At 62.4% G+C, this 19,095-nt stretch carries 21 protein-coding genes; 3 read left to right on the top strand and 18 right to left on the bottom strand.

Annotation, left to right across the window (positions count from 1 at the left end):
- Positions 1 to 39 precede the first annotated feature (39 nt).
- From QZW03_RS10935 to QZW03_RS10925, 3 genes are all read right to left on the bottom strand, one after another.
- Complete coding sequence (locus QZW03_RS10935) at positions 40 to 828, bottom strand: ATP-binding cassette domain-containing protein (protein WP_296510032.1); 789 nt, start codon at positions 826 to 828, stop codon at positions 40 to 42.
- Positions 828 to 1,787 (bottom strand): ABC transporter permease, encoded by a 960-nt coding sequence (locus QZW03_RS10930; RefSeq protein ID WP_296510031.1) that lies wholly within the window; start codon positions 1,785 to 1,787, stop codon positions 828 to 830. The genes QZW03_RS10935 and QZW03_RS10930 overlap by 1 nt, the downstream gene beginning before the upstream one ends.
- A gap of 140 nt (positions 1,788 to 1,927) precedes the next feature.
- On the bottom strand, positions 1,928 to 2,914 hold the full coding sequence (locus QZW03_RS10925; protein ID WP_296510030.1) for a sugar ABC transporter substrate-binding protein: 987 nt from the start codon (positions 2,912 to 2,914) through the stop codon (positions 1,928 to 1,930).
- Positions 2,915 to 3,099: 185 nt separating this feature from the next.
- On the opposite strand from QZW03_RS10925, the gene QZW03_RS10920 reads away from it, so the two are divergent.
- Positions 3,100 to 3,717 (top strand): nucleoside/nucleotide kinase family protein, encoded by a 618-nt coding sequence (locus QZW03_RS10920; RefSeq protein WP_296510029.1) that lies wholly within the window; start codon positions 3,100 to 3,102, stop codon positions 3,715 to 3,717.
- Between the two features lie 253 nt (positions 3,718 to 3,970).
- On the opposite strand, the gene waaF is transcribed toward QZW03_RS10920, so the two are convergent.
- The 13 genes from waaF to alr form a co-directional block, all read right to left on the bottom strand.
- The gene (waaF, locus tag QZW03_RS10915) at positions 3,971 to 4,975 is read right to left on the bottom strand and encodes a lipopolysaccharide heptosyltransferase II (RefSeq protein ID WP_296510028.1); all 1,005 of its coding nucleotides are present in this window, start codon (positions 4,973 to 4,975) and stop codon (positions 3,971 to 3,973) included.
- Positions 4,965 to 5,171, bottom strand: coding sequence for a zinc-finger domain-containing protein (locus QZW03_RS10910; RefSeq protein ID WP_296510027.1), 207 nt, complete (start codon positions 5,169 to 5,171; stop codon positions 4,965 to 4,967). Before QZW03_RS10910 ends, waaF begins: the two co-directional genes overlap by 11 nt.
- A 2-nt stretch (positions 5,172 to 5,173) precedes the next feature.
- Entirely contained in the window at positions 5,174 to 6,124 is a 951-nt protein-coding gene (locus QZW03_RS10905) for a branched-chain amino acid transaminase (RefSeq protein ID WP_296510026.1), read from the bottom strand.
- Positions 6,125 to 6,174: 50 nt separating this feature from the next.
- Positions 6,175 to 6,627 (bottom strand): glycerate kinase, encoded by a 453-nt coding sequence (locus tag QZW03_RS10900; RefSeq protein WP_296510025.1) that lies wholly within the window; start codon positions 6,625 to 6,627, stop codon positions 6,175 to 6,177.
- 59 nt (positions 6,628 to 6,686) lie between these two features.
- The gene (locus tag QZW03_RS10895) at positions 6,687 to 8,045 is read right to left on the bottom strand and encodes an ATP-binding protein (RefSeq protein ID WP_296510024.1); all 1,359 of its coding nucleotides are present in this window, start codon (positions 8,043 to 8,045) and stop codon (positions 6,687 to 6,689) included.
- A 2-nt stretch (positions 8,046 to 8,047) separates the two neighbouring features.
- On the bottom strand, positions 8,048 to 8,716 hold the full coding sequence (locus QZW03_RS10890; protein ID WP_296510023.1) for a response regulator transcription factor: 669 nt from the start codon (positions 8,714 to 8,716) through the stop codon (positions 8,048 to 8,050).
- A 49-nt stretch (positions 8,717 to 8,765) separates the two neighbouring features.
- Positions 8,766 to 9,533: a cytochrome b/b6 domain-containing protein gene (locus tag QZW03_RS10885; RefSeq protein WP_296510022.1), complete on the bottom strand. Its 768-nt coding sequence runs from the start codon at positions 9,531 to 9,533 to the stop codon at positions 8,766 to 8,768.
- 60 nt (positions 9,534 to 9,593) lie between these two features.
- On the bottom strand, positions 9,594 to 10,130 hold the full coding sequence (locus QZW03_RS10880) for a diheme cytochrome c (RefSeq protein ID WP_296510021.1): 537 nt from the start codon (positions 10,128 to 10,130) through the stop codon (positions 9,594 to 9,596).
- A 31-nt stretch (positions 10,131 to 10,161) separates the two neighbouring features.
- Entirely contained in the window at positions 10,162 to 10,560 is a 399-nt protein-coding gene (locus QZW03_RS10875; protein ID WP_296510020.1) for a DUF1924 domain-containing protein, read from the bottom strand.
- Positions 10,561 to 10,631: 71 nt separating this feature from the next.
- The gene (locus QZW03_RS10870) at positions 10,632 to 10,973 is read right to left on the bottom strand and encodes a hypothetical protein (RefSeq protein ID WP_296510019.1); all 342 of its coding nucleotides are present in this window, start codon (positions 10,971 to 10,973) and stop codon (positions 10,632 to 10,634) included.
- A 40-nt stretch (positions 10,974 to 11,013) separates the two neighbouring features.
- Positions 11,014 to 12,381: a DNA repair protein RadA gene (gene radA / locus QZW03_RS10865; RefSeq protein WP_296510018.1), complete on the bottom strand. Its 1,368-nt coding sequence runs from the start codon at positions 12,379 to 12,381 to the stop codon at positions 11,014 to 11,016.
- Between the two features lie 50 nt (positions 12,382 to 12,431).
- Positions 12,432 to 13,646, bottom strand: coding sequence for a hypothetical protein (locus tag QZW03_RS10860; protein WP_296510017.1), 1,215 nt, complete (start codon positions 13,644 to 13,646; stop codon positions 12,432 to 12,434).
- Entirely contained in the window at positions 13,643 to 14,746 is a 1,104-nt protein-coding gene (gene alr, locus QZW03_RS10855; protein WP_296510016.1) for an alanine racemase, read from the bottom strand. Before alr ends, QZW03_RS10860 begins: the two co-directional genes overlap by 4 nt.
- 126 nt (positions 14,747 to 14,872) lie before the next feature.
- Between alr and lplT the strand changes: the two genes are divergently transcribed.
- The gene (lplT, locus tag QZW03_RS10850; RefSeq protein WP_296510015.1) at positions 14,873 to 16,156 is read left to right on the top strand and encodes a lysophospholipid transporter LplT; all 1,284 of its coding nucleotides are present in this window, start codon (positions 14,873 to 14,875) and stop codon (positions 16,154 to 16,156) included.
- Positions 16,157 to 16,159: 3 nt separating this feature from the next.
- Here the strand turns inward: lplT and QZW03_RS10845 are convergent, their stop codons facing one another.
- A complete protein-coding gene (locus tag QZW03_RS10845) occupies positions 16,160 to 17,386 on the bottom strand; it encodes a GGDEF domain-containing protein (RefSeq protein ID WP_296510014.1) in 1,227 nt (408 codons plus the stop codon).
- 103 nt (positions 17,387 to 17,489) lie between these two features.
- Between QZW03_RS10845 and QZW03_RS10840 the strand changes: the two genes are divergently transcribed.
- Positions 17,490 to 17,969 (top strand): glutathione peroxidase, encoded by a 480-nt coding sequence (locus tag QZW03_RS10840; RefSeq protein WP_296510013.1) that lies wholly within the window; start codon positions 17,490 to 17,492, stop codon positions 17,967 to 17,969.
- 45 nt (positions 17,970 to 18,014) lie between these two features.
- Here QZW03_RS10840 and glcF read toward each other — a convergent pair.
- On the bottom strand, positions 18,015 to 19,095 hold a 1,081-nt coding region (gene glcF, locus QZW03_RS10835; RefSeq protein WP_296510012.1), incomplete at its 5' end, for a glycolate oxidase subunit GlcF.

Raw genomic sequence — 19,095 nt, 5'->3', positions numbered from 1 at the left:
GTGTTCCCCGATCCTAGGCCCAAGCCCGCTCCAGCATCCTCACGCCAATGCGGTATCCGGCAGGTCTTCAACCGCCTTGGCGCCCGTCATCACCGCCACGGTGTCGCTCATGCTGATCGCTTTCGGATTCACGACACAGGCCCGTTTGCCGAGTCGCTGAATGTGGATGCGGTCCGCAATCTCAAAGACATGGGGCATGTTGTGACTGATCAGAATCACAGGCAGCCCTTTGTCACGGACCCGGCGTATCAATTCGAGCACCATGTTGCCCTCCTTCACGCCAAGTGCCGCCGTGGGCTCATCCATGATGACCACATGCTGTGCAAAGGCCGCCGCGCGGGCGACTGCCACGCATTGGCGCTGGCCTCCCGAGAGTGTTTCCACCGCCTGGGTCATGGAGCGGATGCCGACCTTGAGGTCGTTCATGCGGGTAATGGCTTCTTCCAGCATGCGCTTTTTATCCAGGGAGCGGAACACGCTGCCCAGCACACCGGGGCGTCGGAGTTCGCGCCCCAAGAAGAGGTTTTCTGCGATGGACATGGCGGGCGCCACGGCGAGGTCCTGGTAGACCGTTTCGATGCCGTGACGTCGGGCGTCGATCGGCGAGCGGAACGCGACCGGCTTGCCGTCGAGCTCCATCTTGCCTTCGTCCGGCACGACCGCGCCCGATAGTGCCTTGATCAGGCTTGATTTGCCGGCGCCGTTATCGCCGATGACCGCCAGAATTTCGCCGGCGCGAAGTTCAAAGTCCACGCCATCCAGGGCGGTCACGCCGCCGTAGCGCTTCACCAGTCCGCTGGCTTTGAGAACGATTGTTGGGCTGCTCATTAGCGTGCTCCCTTGCGTGAAAGTTGGTCGGCAGCAACAGCCAGAATCACCAGAATGCCCGTGATCAAGGTCTGATACACGGAGGCCACGTCCATGAGGGTCAGCCCATTGCGGAACACGCCCACAATGACCGCGCCCACCAGCGAGCCCAGAATGATGCCGCGCCCGCCGAACAAAGAGGTTCCGCCCAACACGACCGCCGTGATGGCGTCGAGGTTTTCGGTTTGCCCGGCCTGTGGATCGCCCACTCCGGTCCGTGCGACCGACAGCAAGGCAGCCACCCCGTACAACACACCTGCCAGTACATAGACGCCCAGCAGCACGCGGTCTACCGAAATGCCGCTCAATCGCACGGCCTCGGGGTTGTTGCCCACCGCGTAGACATGGCGACCGGCTGCGGTGTCCCGCAACAAATGCCAAGCCAGCAGGTACATGCCCAACATGACCACGGTGCCCCAAGCTACCGAGGTGCCGCCGATGTTGAAGGTGTTACCCAAGGCGGTCATCGTCTCGGGGAGGTCGCCCACGGTTTGCGCCTCGGAATAAATCTGGGTTATCGCAAAAGCGATGTTCATGGTGCCCAGGGTCACGATGAACGAGGGCAACTTGACCCGCGTCACCAACAAGCCATTGAGCAAGCCGAAAGACGCGGTCACCAAAATGCCGCAGACCACGGCCCACACAGGGGGAATGCCGAGGTCCATGGTGAATTTAGTCATCACAATGCCGCCCAGCGCCATCACCATGCCGCAGGACAGGTCGATGCCCGCTGTCAGGATGATCAGCGTCTGGCCGATGGCCAGCAGGCCGACCACCATCACCTGCTGGAGGACGAGGGACAGGTTCTCGCCCGTCAGAAACCGGTCTGATTGCGTCGTGAAGAACGCGCATGCCGCCAGCAAGGCGAGCCAGGGGCCGAGCATGGCCCATGGAATTTGTTTGGTGTTGGTCTTTGCCATGGTGAGGTACGGTGTGCGCCATTGACGCTGTAAAACGGGTGGGCGCTGCGCGCCCTGCCCACAATGCACAGGACCCGGCCGTGGTGTGTACGGCGTGCCGGGCCCCGGGGGACTGAAGTGTGATTCAGTCCGGATTCAACTTACTTCTTGCCCCAGCACAGGTCTGTGCCGACCTTCACATCTTTGCTGTCCACACCCGCCACGGCCTTGCCTGCGATCAGGGTCACACCGGTGTCGACATAGCCGCTGGCCTTTTTGCCACCGTTAGCGTATTCCACGCCAGCAGCAACACCCATAGCGGCCATCTTCAGGGGGTATTGCTGCGAAGTCGCTGCAATCACGCCCTTGCCCACGTCGGCAACACCGGCACAGCCGCCGTCCACCGACACGATCAAGACGCCTTTTTCTTTACCGGATTTCTTCAGTGCGTTGTAAGCACCTGCAGCAGCGGGTTCATTGATGGTGTAGACCACGTTGATGGCCGGATCTTTTTGCAAGCAGGTTTCCATGGCGGTCTGGCCCTTGGCCTGGTTGCCATCGGTGTCGGCGGCGCACACGGTTTCAGCGGTCTTGGACAGCTCATTGGACTTGGCATCGTTGGCCTGCAGTCCGAAGCCCTTCATGAAGCCGTTGTGGCGCTGGGCTCCCACGGGGTGACCGGGGAACAAGTCCAACATGGCAATCTTGGCAGGCTTGCCACCGAGTGCTGCCTTGGCGTACTGACCAATCAGCTCGCCGGCTTTGTAGTTGTCGGTGGCAAACAGTGCATCAGCACCGTCGAACGGGCTGTCCAGTGCAATGACTTGCACGCCCTTGGCTTGCGCCTTTTTCACGGCGGGCAAGATGGCGTCGCCGGAGGACGTAATCAAAATGGTCTTGGCACCGCGGGCGGTCATGTTTTCAATGGCCGCGATCTGGGAGGCCGTATCGCCGTCTTTCTTGCCGGACGCTGTCAGCAGCTTGGCGCCCATTTTCTTGGCTTCGGCAGTCGCGCCCTCTTTCATTTTGACGAAGAAGGGGTTGGTTTCAGTCTTGGTGATCAGGCCGATCACCGGTTCGTTGGCGGCAAATGCGCCGGATGCTGCCAAAGCCAATGCGGACAAGATCAGTGGGGTGGATTTTTTCATTCAAGTCTCCTCGGTCGGTACGACACTTATGGTTAGGAAACCCCGGAGAAATGCCCCGGGGAACTACGCACTGGATTCGGCGTGCTGCGACTATAGACTCCATGTCGTTATTAAATCAAGTTACTTTAATTATCGAAAACCCTAATCTTTCCTCAAATAAATCGGATTCCGGAGTCCCGCCGGAAGTGGCTCTCCCCCCGGAAGCCGTGGGGCGCATAGATGCGCTTTTGGCGTCCGGTCAGCGGGTGATTCTGGGAATAGCAGCCGGGCCCGGGGCAGGCAAATCCACTCTCGCACAGGCACTCCAGCAGCGCTTTACAGGCCGCAGCCAAACCCTGCCCATGGATGGCTTTCACCTTGCCAACCGGGAGCTCGACCGGCTAGGCCTGCGTCACTGCAAAGGAGCCCCGCAGACTTTTGACAGCGCAGGCTTTGTGAACCTGCTCCAGCGTCTGCGTCACCAGCGCCCCGGCGAGACCGTTTATGCGCCTGATTTCGACCGTCGTCTGGAGGAGCCGGTGGCCGGCAGCATTGCGATCGCAGCAGACACGCCGCTCATCATCACCGAGGGAAACTATCTGCTGCTTGAGGAAGGGCCGTGGCAACAGGTCCGAGGATTGCTGGATGAGGCCTGGTACCTGGATCTGGATGCCGAGGTGCGACACGCCCGCTTGCTGGCACGCCACATGCAGTTCGGACGGTCTGAGATCGCCGCCCGCGCTTGGATCGCCAGCACCGACGAGCCCAATGCCGTGCGAATATCGAACACTCGGCACCGTGCCGACTGGACTTTGACCCTGTAAAAGGGAAAGGCGCGAAAAAAAGTTGATAAAAACGTGCAAATTCACCCGAATGGGGGATACCCAGAAACCCTAGTCCGCTGGAAAATTCATCCCAGCTGCTGTCACAGTTCACAAGGATAGAAGAGAAGGCCAACCATAGGCCTCCTTCAACAGGTTCCAACGACGTCCCTCCGGGGACTTTATAAAGCCACCCTCGGGTGGCTTTTTTTTATGCAAAATCAGCCCGCAGCCCTTGCAGAATATGCGCATGAAGCTACAAAATTAATAGCACCTTGTCGGGGGTAATGTCGTTGAGGCACCGCGTGTGGCCCAGTGGGCACTCCCGCTGGAAGCACGGTGCGCAATCCAGAGGGGGTTCGTAAGTTGGCTCATGCTTGAGCCACACCACCGAGGCCGACGGGTTCAGCGGTGGCGTATGCAGCGGGCTCGAAGATCCGAAAATCGCCACCTGCCGCACGCCGAAGGCCGCCGCCACATGCATGAGCCCGGAGTCGTTGCTCACCATGGCGTGCGCCCCGGCGATCAGCGCCACCGCTTCGTCCAAGCTGGTGCGTCCGGCCAGGTTCACACAATGGCCGGGGCGCAGCGCATTCACAGCGTCTGTAATCTCGCGGCACACCGCTTCGTCTTTGGCAGAACCGAGCAGCAATACCGGCTTTTCAAGCCTTTCGGCCATGGCAGCAAAGTGACTCGCAGGCCAGCGCTTGGCGGGACCGTATTCCGCACCGGGCGCCACCACATAAAAACCTTGCGGCTGCAAGCCACGCGGCACCAACACGGCGGTGATAGCTTCAGGCGCAACCTGAAGCGCGGGCCGGTCGTGGTCCACGCCGGCTTCGCCGCTCAGGGCGGAGTAAAAGGCCACCATGGGCGGTCGACTGTCTTTGGCCGGGTTGGGTAGGCGGCGGTTGAGCAGCCCGAAACGCAGCTCACCGGAGTAACCGGTGCGCACAGGAATACCTGCCCAGAGCGGAATCAGCGCGCTTTTCAGGGAATTGGGACAGACGTAGGCCCGGTCGAACCGGCCACGCAAGGCGGCGGCATAGGCCCGGCGCGCCGCCCACTGGACGCCTCCGCGCGCAAAAGGCAGGACCAGCACCTCGTCCACCTGGGGCATGGCCCGGTACACCGGCGCCACCCAAGACACTGCCGCGACCGTAATACGCTCGCCCCGCGCCGCTAGGCGGCGCAGCAGCGGCTCGGTCATCACCGCGTCCCCGATCCATTGGGGCGCGATGACGAGGGACTTAATGCCCACCCGCGAAGTGCTCGCCGTCCTTCAGCTTATAGACGGTGCCGCAATACGGGCACTTGGCTTCGCCGGCGCGGCCCACATCCAGGTACACCTTAGGGTGGGTATTCCAGGTTTGCATGCCCGCCACCGGGCTGGGGCAGAACACGCCGCCCTGGTGGTTCAGGTCGCTGGCCTTGAGTTCAACTACTGCTTGGGACATATTCAGACTTTCGTGAGCCAGTGGGCGTATTTCGGGTTGCGGCCGTTGACGATGTCAAAGAACGCGGATTGGATTTTTTCGGTGATGGGGCCGCGGCTGCCCACGTAGTCGCCCTTGCCCATGGCAATGCGGTCGAGCTCGCGGATCGGGGTCACTTCAGCGGCGGTACCGGTGAAGAAGGCTTCGTCGGCAATGTACACCTCATCGCGGGTGATACGCTTTTGCACGATTTCCAAGCCCAAATCTTTGGCGATATGGAACACGGTATTACGGGTGATGCCGTTGAGTGCACCGGCCGACAAGTCGGGCGTGTAGATCACGCCGTTTTTGATCACAAAGATGTTCTCACCCGCGCCTTCGGACACGAAACCGGAGCTATCGAGCAGCAGGGCTTCGTCGTAACCGTCGTCGGTGGCTTCCATGTTGGCCAGGATGGAGTTGGTGTAGTTGCTCACTGCCTTGGCCTGTGTCATGGTGATGTTGACATGGTGGCGGGTGTAGCTGCTGGTTTTGACGCGGATGCCACGCTTCATGCCCTCTTCACCCAGATACGCGCCCCAGGGCCAAGCCGCCACCATCAGGTGGATGGTGTTGCCTTTGGGGGACACGCCCAGCTTTTTGTCGCCGATCCAGGTCAGGGGGCGCAGGTAGCCGGATTCGAGCTTGTTCTCGCGGATCACGGCGCACTGGGCTTCGTTGACCTGCTCCTGGGTGAAGGGAATGGTCATGCGCAGAATCTTGGCGCTGTTGAACAGGCGCTCGGTGTGCTCCTGCAGGCGGAAGATGGCCGGGCCGTTGACGGTGTTGTACGCACGGACGCCCTCAAAGGCACCGCAGCCGTAGTGCAGCGTGTGGCTCAGCACGTGGATCTTGGCATCGCGCCATTCGACCATCTGGCCATCCATCCAGATTTTGCCGTCGCGATCAGACATGGAAGGTGGGAGTACGCTCATCGGGTGTCCTTGAAGAGAAGGGTTTGCAGATATTTGCAAAAAAAGGGATTTTACGAGGCCGACGCCGCCGGCGCGGCACGGTCGGACTCTGCCACTGCGTCATCTTGCGCAGGGCGTTGCAGGTCCCAGCTTTGGAGCTTGCCACCGGCAAACACGCACAGCACCGAGCTGGCCGAGGTGTCGCTCCAGCGATAACGCTCGGGTTGGGTGTCTTTGGGGGATTCGAGCTGCCCGAGCGAGCGGGTCATGGCCACCACATGCAGCAAAGGCACACCGGCGCGCAGCTTGGCATGCAGCATGACGGCACTGTCCACATGCCCGATGGGCCGGTCGGCAGCGCGTTTGAGCACTTGCAGCATGCGGGTGAAGTGCAGCAACTGCCACATGATCAAGCCGCCACCGACCAAAGCCACACCGGGCCAGCCATAGTGCCGGTAGCCGAGGAACAAGGCCACCAGGGCGGCCGCAGGTATCAAGAAACGTTGGAGTTTTTGGAACATCATCCGGCGATTTTCGCAGGCTCCGGGCCGCGGCCGGAGATTCCCTGGCCTATATGCGGCTTTCAGGCCGCAGGCCAGCGCAGCTGCACCTCCAGCCCGCCCCATTCAGCGGACTGCCGGGTGAGCACCTGCCCCCCGGTGGCCGCCACAATGCGGCGCACGATCGACCAGCCCAAGCCGCTGCCGGTTTGCCCGGACCCGAGCACCCGAAAAAAACGCTCGCCCAGGCGGGCCATGTCCTCGGGCTTCAGCCCCGGCCCACTGTCCTGAACCGTGCACTCCACGCCGCCCGCCACCGGCCTGATGTCCAGCCGGATGTGGGCCCCCGTCCCGGCGTAGCGGATTGCGTTGTCCAGCACATTGCGCAGCAACATACGCAGCAGCGCCTCGTCGGCCACCACGCCACAGGGCTCGGGCGCATGCAGCACCAGTTCCTGCTCCCGGGCCAGTGCCAGCAGCGCCAGGTCTGCCGCCACGCTGCGGGCCAGCGCAGACAGGTCCGTCACCGCAGGGTTGCCATGGCCTTTCCCGCCAGAGTCCGCAGGCTGCCCGGACGCGTCCAGCCGTGCCAAGGCCATCAATTGCTCTACCACGCGTGTCGCGCGGTCGCAGCCGGCCAAGGTGTTGCGCAGGGCCTGCTCGCGCTCACCGGCATCGTCTCCCGCCCCCATGGCCACCTGCGCCTGGGCACGTATGGCTGCAATCGGGGTGCGCAGCTCGTGGGCGGCATCGGCGGTGAAGCGCCGCTCCGACGCCACCATGCGCTCAATGCGGGTCAGCAGGCTATTGAGCTCGGCCACCAGCGGCTGCATTTCAGAAGGCACGTCGAGCACCACAACCGGGTTGAGCGCATCGGAGGCTCGCTGACCCAGGGTGTGGCCCAGTGCGCGCAGCGGCAGCAGCGCCCGGTGCACCGCCCACCACAGCAAGGCGGCTAACACCGGCAGGGCCAAAGCCATGGGCAGCAACATGCCGCGCAGCATGGCCCAGACAATGTCGTTTCGCGAGCTCTCTTGCTCCCCTACATACACCTGCACATCGCTTTCTGCACCACGGGTAGCAAACACACGCCAGCTTTCGCCGCCGCGACGCACCGTGTCGAAGCCACGGCGTTCACGGCTCAAGGGCTCTGTACCGGCATTGGCCGAGCGCATCACCAACGTGCCCTCGTGAAACACCTGAAACGCCACGCGCGCGCTGTATTTGTGCAGGGCGGGGGCGTCGGCCACAGCGTCGTCTTCCAAGTCCAGCGGCTGCACCACCAGAATGGCGGCAGCCTGGGCCAAGTGGCTGTCCATCAGCTCGTCCACCTCGTGGCGGGCGTCTACCCAGGTCCATACCGCCACCGCCAGCCACACGCAGGCCAGCGAGACCGACAGCAGCACCAGGAGGCGCAGTTGCAGGGAGCGACCGCTTGCCATGATTAGGCGCCCGCCTGCGGGTTCACGCGGTAGCCGACGCCTCTCACGGTCTGGATGGCATCGGCCGCCAGCTTGCGCCGCAGGTGGTGGATGTGCACTTCAATGGTGTTGCTCTCCACCTCGTGGCCCCAGCTGTACATCTGCTGCTCCAGCTGCTCCCGGGATAGCACCCGCCCGCCACTGCGCAGCAAGGCATGCAACAAATCGAATTCGCGGGTGGACAAGGTCACTTCCGCACCCTGCCAGAGCACCCGGCGGGTAGCGGGCTCCAGCGCCACTGCGCCTGCTTGCAACACCTCGTGCGCTGCGCCATGGGAGCGGCGCACCAGCGAGCGCAGGCGTGCCGCCAGTTCGTGCAGGTCCACCGGCTTGAGCACATAGTCATCGGCACCCAGATCGAGCCCACGGATGCGGTCGGGCACCGCGTCGCGCGCGGTCAGCACCAGCACGGGGGTGGCCACGCCCGCGCTGCGCAGCGCCTGCAGCACGTCCAGGCCGTCTTTGCCGGGCAGGCCCAGGTCCAGCACGGCGGCGGTGTAATCACCGCCCGCCAACTCGCGCTCGGCGGCCAGGCCATCGCGCACCCAGTCGACCAAAAAGCCGAGCTGGCGCAGCCCGGCGCGCAGGCCGTCGCCCAACATGGCATCGTCTTCGGCTAGCAACACGCGCATTCAAGGGACTCCGTGAAAACTCATCAAACGATTGTGCATGGTGATCGGCTCAGTCGTCTTCATCATCGCCTTGCCCACTGATGACCGCGCTGATTGCGGAGCCTGAAATCAGCCCCTGGGGCGACTGCTGCCACTCCCAAGTCCAGTAGGCCAACACGGCGCACAGCAGCAGGGCCGCGAGCCAAGCATGGTTGCGCTTGGCCAGGTCCGGGCCCGGGCCATCGACGCGGCCCGTCACCATTTGCGCTGCCAGATTCTTGCGGCGCAGCAGGCTCAGGCCCACGATGGCAGCAATATGGGCCAGCACCACCGCCAATACCGTGTTGCCAAAGAACTCGTGCACATCTTCTATCCAGTCGCCACCCAGAAAATCACCCCACTCGTGGAAGGTGGCGTACCCCGACAGCGTGAGCGGCAACACCAGCACCAGCAAGGCCACGATGGCCAGCGCCATGAACAGGTTTTGCCCTTGGCGCCAGTTCACCGCCGGAGGTGTGTCGGCTTTCGCAGTGGTATTCACAGCGGCCTTGAGCGACTGCGCCCAAGGCCAGAGCCCGCTGAGCTTGCGCCACAACAAAGCCAAGCCGGCGTGGCGCGGCCCCAGCAGACCGTACAACACGCGAAACACCAGCAAACCGGCCATGGTGTAGCCCAGCGTGATGTGGAGCAGGCGAAAGCGTTCGCCATCCGCCGTGAGGTAGGCGCCCAGAAAGCTCAGGGCAAACAGCCAGTGGAAGACGCGGGTGGGCGCGTCCACTACGCGGCGGCGCGCAGCTTGTGCGGGGGCAGCTCCGGAGGGAAAGGTCGTGGTCGTCATGAGGGGCCTCGTCAAACAGAGCAATAAAAGGCGGATTTAAGTGGGAGTTCTGGCAGTGCGTCAGTCAGACCAGTTGCGGCGAAAGCGCGCATCCAGCCCTTTCGGGAAAGCAATGTCACGTTCACTGAAGCTGCCCTTGTCGGCCCGCGTGTGGCAGGCGATGCAGTTGGACGCGCTCTTGACCGCAGCCTGTTTCCAGATGGCGGGGTCCAGCTCATCGTGCTTGCGCACAAACCAGGCGGACGTGGTGATGCGGTCCTGCGGCGGGTCCTCGCGCACCCGCTTATAGGTGCCGGCGTTCACCTGCAGCCACTGGCTGATCTCGCGCACGCTGGCTTCGTCCAGCGAGGCATCGGTGCCGTAGTGCTTGTCCAGCGAACCCATCAGCCGCTTCCAGGACGGGGCCGGCAACATGCCCGCCGGGTAGGCGATGTGACAGGCCGCGCACTCGGTTTGGTACTTGGGCAGGGGCGGCACCACAGGGCCTTTGGAGTCGGCCCAGGCACTGCCCAGCGACAGGCTGGCCCAGATCAAAATTGCTATGCATTTAGGAGCTACTCGCGCATATTTAAAAAGGGCTAGAGGCTTGTTTTTCATAAATTCCTTGAAATGGGTGTGGCGCAACCGTTCAGCGCTTGAGGCTGATCAGCCAAGCCAACACGTCAGCCTTCTCGGCGGCGGTGCATTCGCGGGCCAGCACGTCGTTGCAGTTGCGACGGAACCACTTTTCGCTCTTGGCCGGGTCGGCAAAGCGCTCGGGGTTGAAGGCCGGTGCCAGCGCTGTGATGGCCTTGCCGGTGCTGGCGTGTTTGCCCTCACCGGTGGGCAAGGCGTTGTGGCAGGACGCGCAGCTCCACTCCCGTCCGTGTTTCGCGTTAAAGAACTGCTGACCCTGGGTCGGGTTGGGGCTGCGGCCCGCTTGGGCTACCAGCGCGTTCAGCTGCTCGGGGGGTGTGCCTGCCCACAGCGCGGTGGAGCACAGGGCGGCTGCCAACAGGGGCAGCCCAATGCGGCGAAAACAGTGCATGTAAACCTCCATGTCCTGCATGGTAGGAAGCCCACATTAACGGGGTCTTAAGGCGGCTCGGGGTACCTGCTTCAGGCCTCTGGGTCAAGGCGGGGCTGGTCGCTGTGGCTCACTTCCAGGGCGTCCGCGACATAAGCGGGCCCTTTCATCAGCATGACCACCGCACAGCCTATGGCGGTGGTGAGCACCGCCGTCCAGTGGAAGACCACGATTCCCGCTACCACATAGTCTGCCAACTGCAGGGCGCGCTGCGCGGAAGGGGTGGAGGCATCGGCCAGCCAGTGGTAGGTGCCCAAAGCAAGGAGCGGTAGCGCGGTGCCTACCGCCCAGATGGCGGGCAGCTTGCGCCACAAGGCCCACTCCAGCCCGGAAGCAGAGCGGATAGAACCCGGGATTTTGGTCAGCCAACGCATGCCGGCCAGTGTACGTAAACCCGGGCCGACGCGTGTTGCCTCAGGTCAAGCCGCGCACTACGTTCATGGCTTCTTCCACCCGGTCCACCGCATGGATGGTCATGCCCTCGATGGGCTTCTTGGGTGCATTCGCCTTGGGCACCACGGCTATGGTGAAACCGAGTTTTGCAGCTTCCTTCAGGCGCTCTTGCCCACGGGGTGCGGGGCGCACCTCGCCGGCCAGCCCCACTTCGCCAAACGCGATAAAGCCTTTGGGCAACGGCTTGCCGCGCAGGCTCGACGTGATGGACAGCATGACCGCCAAGTCCGCGGCCGGCTCGCCGATGCGCACGCCGCCCACCGCGTTGATGAACACGTCCTGGTCCATACACGCCACGCCGGCATGGCGGTGCAACACGGCCAGCAGCATGGCCAGACGGTCTTTGTCCAAACCCACACTCAAACGCCGGGGCGACGGGCCGCCCATATCCACCAGCGCCTGAATTTCGACCAAGAGCGGGCGGGTGCCTTCCAGCGTGACCATCACGCAACTGCCGGGCACCGGCTCCGCGTGCTGGCTCAAAAAGATGGCGCTGGGGTTGCTCACGCCCTTGAGGCCTTTTTCGGTCATGGCGAAGACACCAATCTCGTTCACCGCACCAAAGCGGTTTTTGATGGCGCGTACCAACCTGAACTGGCTGTGCGTGTCGCCTTCAAAGTACAGCACCGTGTCCACCATGTGCTCCAGCACCCGCGGCCCGGCCAGCGCGCCCTCTTTGGTCACATGGCCGACCAGCACGATGGCGGTGCCGCTGGCCTTGGCCGCGCGGGTCAGGTGCGCCGCACATTCGCGCACCTGGGCCACCGAGCCCGGCGCGCTGGTGAGCTGTTCGGAGTACACGGTCTGGATAGAGTCGATCACGGCCACATCCGGGCGGTTGGCCTCCAGCGTGGCGAGGATTTTTTCGAGCTGAATCTCAGCCAGCACTTTCACCTGCGAGTGGTCTAAGCCTAGGCGGCGCGAGCGCAAAGCGACCTGCGCCCCACTCTCTTCGCCCGTCACATAAAGCGTGGACTTGCCCGAGCGCTGCAATGAATCGAGCGCCTGCAGCAAAAGGGTGGACTTGCCGATACCGGGGTCGCCACCGATCAGCACCACGCCGCCCTCCACCATGCCGCCACCCAACACGCGGTCCAGTTCCTCGTGGCCGGTGGGGGTGCGCTCCACATCCGACGCCTCAATGTCGGACAGCACCGCCACCTCGGCCGTTTTGGCCAACGCGGCAAAGCGGTTTTTGGCCGGCGCGTCGCTGCTGGCGACCGATTCGATCAGGGTATTCCAGGCGTTGCAGTGCGGGCACTTGCCCAGCCATTTGGGGCTGGTGCCGCCACATTCGTTGCAGGTGTAGATGGTTTTGTCTTTGGCCATGATGCTCATAATACTGTATATAAATACATATCATGAGCAACGATCACGGCTCAGGGATTTTTCGGCAGGCGGGAGCGCGCGCGCACCACTTTGTCCGCGGTCACCGCAATCCGCACATTCTGGAAGTTGAGCGGCGTCACCAGCCCCCAAGCCGGATCCTGGGTATCGCGACAGGTGTACTGAATGATGGGCATGCTGTTCTTATCCATCACCGGAATCACCCAGGGCGTGTTGGCTCGCACACCCCGTTGGGCCACGACAGCGGTATCTCCGTTGGACAGCAACACAAAGGTGCCGGGCGGATAAAAGCCGGTCGTGGTGGCCAGTGCGGCGCCCACGGTCGCAGCCTCGCCCTGGGCACCCGCAAAAATCGATTTGGCCGCAGCGATCGGCGGCAAGGGCGCCCTGCCCTTGCGGGCCGCCATCTTGGCCACAAACGCGTCCACCGTGGCCAATATCCGGCGCGCCAGGCTGTTTCTGGGCAGGGCCTCGGCATGTTGAGGGTCATGATGCCAGCGCACGAGATCGAGTGTGTCTGCGTCATCAACACCGAACTCCTGCAGCGTGCGGGCGCTCAATTCCGGATGTTCATGGATACGTTGCCGTTGCCACTCCGTAGGCGGCGACCCTTGTCGCGACAAACTATCCTGCTCCCGCGCCATCCCGATGTTCATGGTTAATGCGGCATCCAGCAAATTGGCACGTAGGCTCGCATCGAGCCCCAGGCGCTCCGCCGTGATCTGGCTGATGGTGGCGCACAACAAAGCATGCGTGGAGCAGTAGCCCAGGCTGTTATCGCTGAGCATTTGGAACAAACGGAACAAGGCATCGTCCGGGTCAGAAGCCACCAATTTTTGAACCGTGCGCGCAATACCACCCAAGCGGGGCATCGGGTTGATGGCCAACCCCCCTTGGTACAGGATGCCACGCAGCACATCCTGCAGATCGGGCCAACCGCCGCTGAGCGGGGTGCCGACCACATAGTCCATTTCGCGAATGCGATCAGGCATGGGCGCTTTGGCGATGGTTTGCACATCGACCCCGTCGCGCAACATTTCATGCACCATGCGCTCGTAGGCCCGCTGCCACGCCAAGGCGTCGCCCGGGGTGGAGCACGCATTGAAAGAATGGAGTTTGTTGCGGTGCTGCTCCGACACGACCGGCTGCCCGCGTTTGAGCAACAGCTGTCCGGTGTCGCTCCAAATATCAATCGGCAAAGGGCGGCCCACTTCCAGCATGGCAATGGGAATGGGCACGTATTTCATGCAGGCTCGTCTGCCACGACCACCGGCACCCGCGGAGCCAACGCGCACATCAATTCATAGCCGACGGTGCCCGCCTGCACGGCCACCTCGTCGATGGGCAACACCGCGCCATTGGCGGCACGCCCCCAGAGCGTGACCTCACTGCCCATGCCGGCCCCGGGAACGGGGTCGAGATCGACGGTAATCATGTCCATGCTGACGCGGCCCACCACGCGGCTGCGTATGCCGTTGACCAGTACCGGCGTGCCTGTGGGGCAAATGCGGGGGTAGCCATCTGCATAGCCGCATGCCACCACCCCGATACGCATGGGCCTGTCGGCCACAAAATGAGAGCCATATCCGACCGTATCCCCCGCCGACAAATCGCGGGTTGCTATGATTTTTGCAGCAAGCGTCATGGTGGGTTGCAGGCCCCAGTGGTCGATGCTGTGCTCGGGGTAGTCGGGTGCGCTGCCGTAGGTGGCAATACCGGCCCGCACCCAATCCGACACCAAGCCCGAGCCGGAGTGCCGCAAAGTTGCCGCGCTATTACTCACGGTGCGTTCACCGGGCAAATCATCGGTCGCCTTTTTGAATACCGCCACCTGCGTTGCTATGCCTTTGGGGCCATCGGCATCGCTGAAATGCGTCATCAGTGAAATTTCGTCCACTTGCGGCAGAGCGTTCAGCCTCGTCCAGGCGGAGCGCACCTGCTCGGGCTGGAAGCCCAGCCGGTTCATGCCGGAGTTGACCTTGAGGAACACCCGGTGCGGCTCGTTGGTCTTGTGAATCGCCAGCATATCGATCTGCTCCTGGCAGTGCACGGTGTGCCACAAGCCCAGTCGGGAGCACAGCTCCAGGTCGCGTTGCTCGAACACGCCTTCGAGCAACAACACCGGCCCGCGCCAGCCGAGTTGGCGCACGCGACGGGCCTCTTCCAGGTCCAGCAAAGCAATGCCATCCGCGCCACGCAAACCCTCAAATGCGCGCTCAATGCCGTGGCCGTAGGCATTGGCCTTGACCACCGCCCAGATACGCGAGTCCGGCGCCGCACGGCGGCAGACTTCGAGGTTGTGGCGCAAGGCCTGGGTGTGGATGGTGGCGAGTATGGGACGTGGCATGGCGTGAGGAACAACAAGGGACCGGGCGGATTTTGACATTCCGCGCCGTGCTATAACCGACCCACGTTTGGAGACTCACAACAATATCCGGCGCATTAGCTCCGCTAATGCGCCCAGCACCTACCCATGAAACGCGGCTTCTACACCATCATGTCAGCGCAGTTCTTCAGCTCGCTGGCCGACAACGCCTTGTTTGTGGGAGCCGTCCAGTTACTGCGCAGCTCTGGCGCGCCGGAGTGGCAGCAAGCTGCACTGGTTCCGATGTTTGCCCTGTTTTATGTGGTGTTGGCTCCTTTTGTGGGGGCTTTTGCCGACGCTATGCCAAAAGGCAAGGTCATGCTTATCAGCAACAGCATCAAAGTCATCGGGTGCTTGATGATGCTGTTTGGCACCCACCCGCTCATGGCCTACGCCATTGTGGGCTTGGGGGCAGCCGCCTACTCGCCTGCTAAATACGGCATCCTGACCGAGCTATTGCCCGCCTCCCAGTTGGTCAAAGCGAATGGTTGGATCGAGGGCTTGACCATTGCCTCCATTATTTTGGGCGTACTTCTGGGCGGGCAGCTGGTAGGACCGATGATCTCCAGCGCTCTGTTGTCGTTTGATTTCCCGTTCATCACCACCAGCATCGACACGGCTCCTGAAGCCGCTATCGGTGTACTGATTTTTGTGTACCTGATTGCAGCTTGGTTCAACACCCGCATTCCCGAGACCGGAGTCAGCATGCGGGCCCTTCCCCAAAATCTGTTGACCTTGCTGCCGGACTTCTGGAGCTGCAACACCAAGCTCTGGAAGGACCGGCTGGGACAGATTTCGCTGGGCACGACCACGCTCTTTTGGGGTGTCAGCGGGAATCTGCGCTACATCGTGCTCGCTTGGGCCTCTGCCGCATTGGGCTACAGCGTGACGCAGGCTTCTGCCTTGGTGGGTGTTGTAGCCATCGGTACCGCCGTAGGTTCCGTGGTCGCCTCGATGCGCATGCGACTGGAGCACGCGGTGAACGTGATTCCCCTCGGCATTGCCATGGGGCTGCTGGTGATTCTGCTGAACTTTATCGACAACGTCTGGCTTGCGGCACCGTTTCTGATCCTTCTGGGTGGCTTGGGCGGTTTTCTCGTGGTACCCATGAACGCCCTGCTGCAGCACCGGGGCCACAACCTGATGGGCGCGGGCCGCTCCATCGCCGTGCAAAACTTCAACGAGCAAGCCTGCATTCTGGGCCTAGGCGGGTTCTACGCCTTATCGACCAGCATGGGGCTGTCGGCATTTGGTGCCATCAGCGCGTTCGGCATTGTGGTGGCGGGCTTTATGTGGGTAATCAAGCGCTGGCACGAGCGCAACTGCCGCGAACATGCGGACGAGGTCAATCACCTTCTGGACATCGCCCGCAACGACAACCTGCACGGCTGAACTTTAGCGGTGCGGCTTGCGCTCTGAAGATTCGGGCACGGCGAACTCCACCCGGTTGCGCCCGGTCTGTTTGGCCACATAGAGGGCGCGGTCGGCGGCGGCATACAGCGCCTCAAAATCACTCCAATCCGTTGCACGCAACGTGCTGACACCAAGGCTGGCCGTGATCACGATGCTTTCAGCTTCAAACGGGGTCACCATGTCCTCGACCGCCTCCCGCATTTTTTCGGCAACCAGCCGCGCACCGTCCTCCCCGGTACCGGGCAGCAACACAATGAACTCCTCCCCGCCCATACGGGCCAAAGTGTCTGTGACCCGAAGTGCCTTGCGCAGTGTGGCAGCGGTGGACTGAAGCACCGCATCGCCACCCGGGTGACCGAACTGGTCGTTCACTTTCTTGAAAAAATCAATGTCCAGCATGATCACCGAGGTCTCCGCGGGCACCCTGCGCCCGCGCTGCAACTCCATGTCCGCCAGCCGCATGAATTCGCGGCGGTTGAAGAGCCCGGTCAATGCATCATGGTCGGCCAAATAAGCCAACTCCTGTTTTTGTAACTGCAAGGCCTCGTTGCTACGGCGGAGTTGTCGCCGCAGCAGCACTGCGCGTGAATACTGGGACCAGTTGATCGTCGATGTCAGCAGTGCCAGCGCAGGCGCCACGAAAGCCATAACGCGCAGGCTCAGCAGCTGATTGGGGTTGACCTCGGTGTTTTCCAGCAGGTAGGAAAAGATCACATAGGTCGCGCTGAACAGCGGTACCGTAATGGCTGGCCGCATCAGGGCCAGCACCCCGAACATGACGCAAATCACCATGAAGGTCGAGCTACCGGCACCGGTCTCAAACCGCAGATCCAGCAAAGCCACGTGGGCCCCGAAGTACAAATAGGCTGCCGCTATCCCGATTTGCAAGGCAACAGCCCCCCCTGTCGCACGCTGCCTCTTCACCAGGTACCAATGGGCCCACCAGCCACTGACCGCAACACCCGCTGCGGCGCACCAGTGAGAGAGTGACACTAGCTCGGCCCAGCGGGCCCATTCGGGGTGGCTGGTCGGGGGGCTGAAGCGGGAAAAGATCCATGCAATTGCGAGGTGCAAGGGAAGCACGCAACACGCAATCGTGCGGTAGCGGCGCAGCGACTCCATGGTGGCCTCGCCCTGCACCGAGGCACCATCCAGCCGGGCAGACCGCCACCGTTGCACGCACTGGAAAAGCCAAGCAGGGGTTTGCAATTGAATTCTCCTCCCATCGAAATCTTCGTCGTATTGCCGGATTTAAACAAGCACTTTGCGCAACTGGTATCGTCTCTAGCGTCATTTGCACCCAAGGAAATCCATGCCCGATATTTATGACTTTGAAGCCTTGACGATCCAGGGCACCAGCGTGCCACTCAGCACCTACCGGGGTAAACCCATTCTGATCGTGAACACGGCCAGTGCCTGCGGCTTCACGCCCCAGTTTGCGGGGCTTGAGGCCCTACATAAAGAGTACGCAGCTCAAGGGCTGGTGGTTTTGGGTTTTCCGTGCAACCAGTTCGGATCGCAGGACAAAGGCAGTAACGACGAAATTGCATCGTTCTGCCAGCTCAATTACGGGGTGAGTTTTCCGATGATGGCCAAGATCGATGTCAACGGTGCAAGCGCCCACCCGCTCTACCAGTGGCTGGTCGCCGAGGCTCCGGGCTTTCTCGGCACCAAGGCTATCAAATGGAATTTCACCAAATTCCTGATCAGCAAAGAGGGGCAGGTTGTCCAACGCTACGCCCCCACCGACACGCCGGCGAGCCTGGCGAAGGATATTCAGGCTGCCTTGTAAGCCCGGCGCCCCGCCTCATAGGCCGGCCCCGAGGCCGCCCTTATGTCAGGCGGGGTGGCTGAGGGCCGCGTCCAGCACCTCGATCCAGTGGGAAACGGAGGTGGTGGTACCGCTCTGCAAGTGGGTGATGCATCCGATGTTGGCACTGATGATGACTTCGTCGGCCTGGGGTGCTAGCTGGCCCAGTTTGCGGTCCCGCAACTGGTAGGAGATCTCGGGGTTCAGTACCGAATACGTGCCTGCCGAGCCGCAGCAGAGGTGGGCTTCATTCGCAGCCACCCGCACCGTGAAACCGAGCGCAGCCATGTGGGTTTCCACACCCCCTTTGAGCTTCTGGCCGTGTTGCAAGGTGCAAGGCGGGTGAAACACCAAGGCAGGCGTGCCGGCTCCCAGTTGCAGGCGGGGCTTGAGCACGGGCACTAGCTCGGGAAGCAACTCACTCACATCGCGCGTCAAGGCGCTGATGCGCTCCGCCTTGGCGGCGTAGGCCGGGTCATCCTGCAGGATGTGGCCATATTCTTTCACCGTGACACCGCAGCCGGAGGCATTCATCACCAGCGCCTCCACACCGTCCAGCACATGCGGCCACCAGGCGTCGATGTTGGCACGCATCTGGGCCTTGCCGCCGTCCTGGTCGTTGAGGTGGAACTTGACGGCGCCGCAGCATCCGGCTGCGGGTGCCAAGACCGGTTGGATACCTGCGGCATCCAACACACGGGCGGTCGCGCTGTTGATATTGGGGGACATGGCCGGCTGCACGCAACCGGCCAGCATGAGCATCCTGCGCGCATGCTTGCGCACAGGCCACTGGCCGGAAGCTTGCGGAGCGGGCACTTTGTTTTTCAGGCTGAGCGGCAGCAGCGGGCGCATCCATTGCCCCAGCTTCATGGCCGGTGCAAATAGCGGAGAGGGCAGGCCCTCTTTCAAGGCCCAGCGCAGCGCTTTTTCGCCCGCGGGGCGCGGCACTTTGGCGTCCACCAACTTGCGGCCGATATCGACCAGGTGACCGTAGTCCACGCCGCTGGGGCAGGTGCTCTCGCAGTTGCGGCAGGTCAGGCAGCGGTCCAAGTGCAGTTGAGTGGCGCGCGTGGGCTCGTGGCCTTCGAGCACTTGCTTCATCAGGTAG

The organism is Rhodoferax sp. (assembly GCF_013297935.1).
In the GTDB taxonomy this organism is placed as follows: domain Bacteria; phylum Pseudomonadota; class Gammaproteobacteria; order Burkholderiales; family Burkholderiaceae_C; genus Allorhodoferax.
Note: the sequence above shows the minus strand (reverse complement) of the source record. Positions and strands in the feature narration are given on the sequence as shown.

What these genes read in the sequence shown, in the direction of transcription:
- QZW03_RS10935 (WP_296510032.1), bottom strand. Translation starts at nt 828, where the DNA reads ATGAGCAGCCCAACAATCGTTCTCAAAGCCAGCGGACTGGTGAAGCGC.
- QZW03_RS10930 (WP_296510031.1), bottom strand. Translation starts at nt 1,787, where the DNA reads ATGGCAAAGACCAACACCAAACAAATTCCATGGGCCATGCTCGGCCCC.
- QZW03_RS10925 (WP_296510030.1), bottom strand. Translation starts at nt 2,914, where the DNA reads ATGAAAAAATCCACCCCACTGATCTTGTCCGCATTGGCTTTGGCAGCA.
- QZW03_RS10910 (WP_296510027.1), bottom strand. Translation starts at nt 5,171, where the DNA reads ATGTCCCAAGCAGTAGTTGAACTCAAGGCCAGCGACCTGAACCACCAG.
- QZW03_RS10905 (WP_296510026.1), bottom strand. Translation starts at nt 6,124, where the DNA reads ATGAGCGTACTCCCACCTTCCATGTCTGATCGCGACGGCAAAATCTGG.
- QZW03_RS10900 (WP_296510025.1), bottom strand. Translation starts at nt 6,627, where the DNA reads ATGATGTTCCAAAAACTCCAACGTTTCTTGATACCTGCGGCCGCCCTG.
- QZW03_RS10895 (WP_296510024.1), bottom strand. Translation starts at nt 8,045, where the DNA reads ATGGCAAGCGGTCGCTCCCTGCAACTGCGCCTCCTGGTGCTGCTGTCG.
- QZW03_RS10890 (WP_296510023.1), bottom strand. Translation starts at nt 8,716, where the DNA reads ATGCGCGTGTTGCTAGCCGAAGACGATGCCATGTTGGGCGACGGCCTG.
- QZW03_RS10885 (WP_296510022.1), bottom strand. Translation starts at nt 9,533, where the DNA reads ATGACGACCACGACCTTTCCCTCCGGAGCTGCCCCCGCACAAGCTGCG.
- QZW03_RS10880 (WP_296510021.1), bottom strand. Translation starts at nt 10,130, where the DNA reads ATGAAAAACAAGCCTCTAGCCCTTTTTAAATATGCGCGAGTAGCTCCT.
- QZW03_RS10875 (WP_296510020.1), bottom strand. Translation starts at nt 10,560, where the DNA reads ATGCACTGTTTTCGCCGCATTGGGCTGCCCCTGTTGGCAGCCGCCCTG.
- QZW03_RS10870 (WP_296510019.1), bottom strand. Translation starts at nt 10,973, where the DNA reads ATGCGTTGGCTGACCAAAATCCCGGGTTCTATCCGCTCTGCTTCCGGG.
- radA (WP_296510018.1), bottom strand. Translation starts at nt 12,381, where the DNA reads ATGGCCAAAGACAAAACCATCTACACCTGCAACGAATGTGGCGGCACC.
- QZW03_RS10860 (WP_296510017.1), bottom strand. Translation starts at nt 13,646, where the DNA reads ATGAAATACGTGCCCATTCCCATTGCCATGCTGGAAGTGGGCCGCCCT.
- alr (WP_296510016.1), bottom strand. Translation starts at nt 14,746, where the DNA reads ATGCCACGTCCCATACTCGCCACCATCCACACCCAGGCCTTGCGCCAC.
- lplT (WP_296510015.1), top strand. Translation starts at nt 14,873, where the DNA reads ATGAAACGCGGCTTCTACACCATCATGTCAGCGCAGTTCTTCAGCTCG.
- QZW03_RS10840 (WP_296510013.1), top strand. Translation starts at nt 17,490, where the DNA reads ATGCCCGATATTTATGACTTTGAAGCCTTGACGATCCAGGGCACCAGC.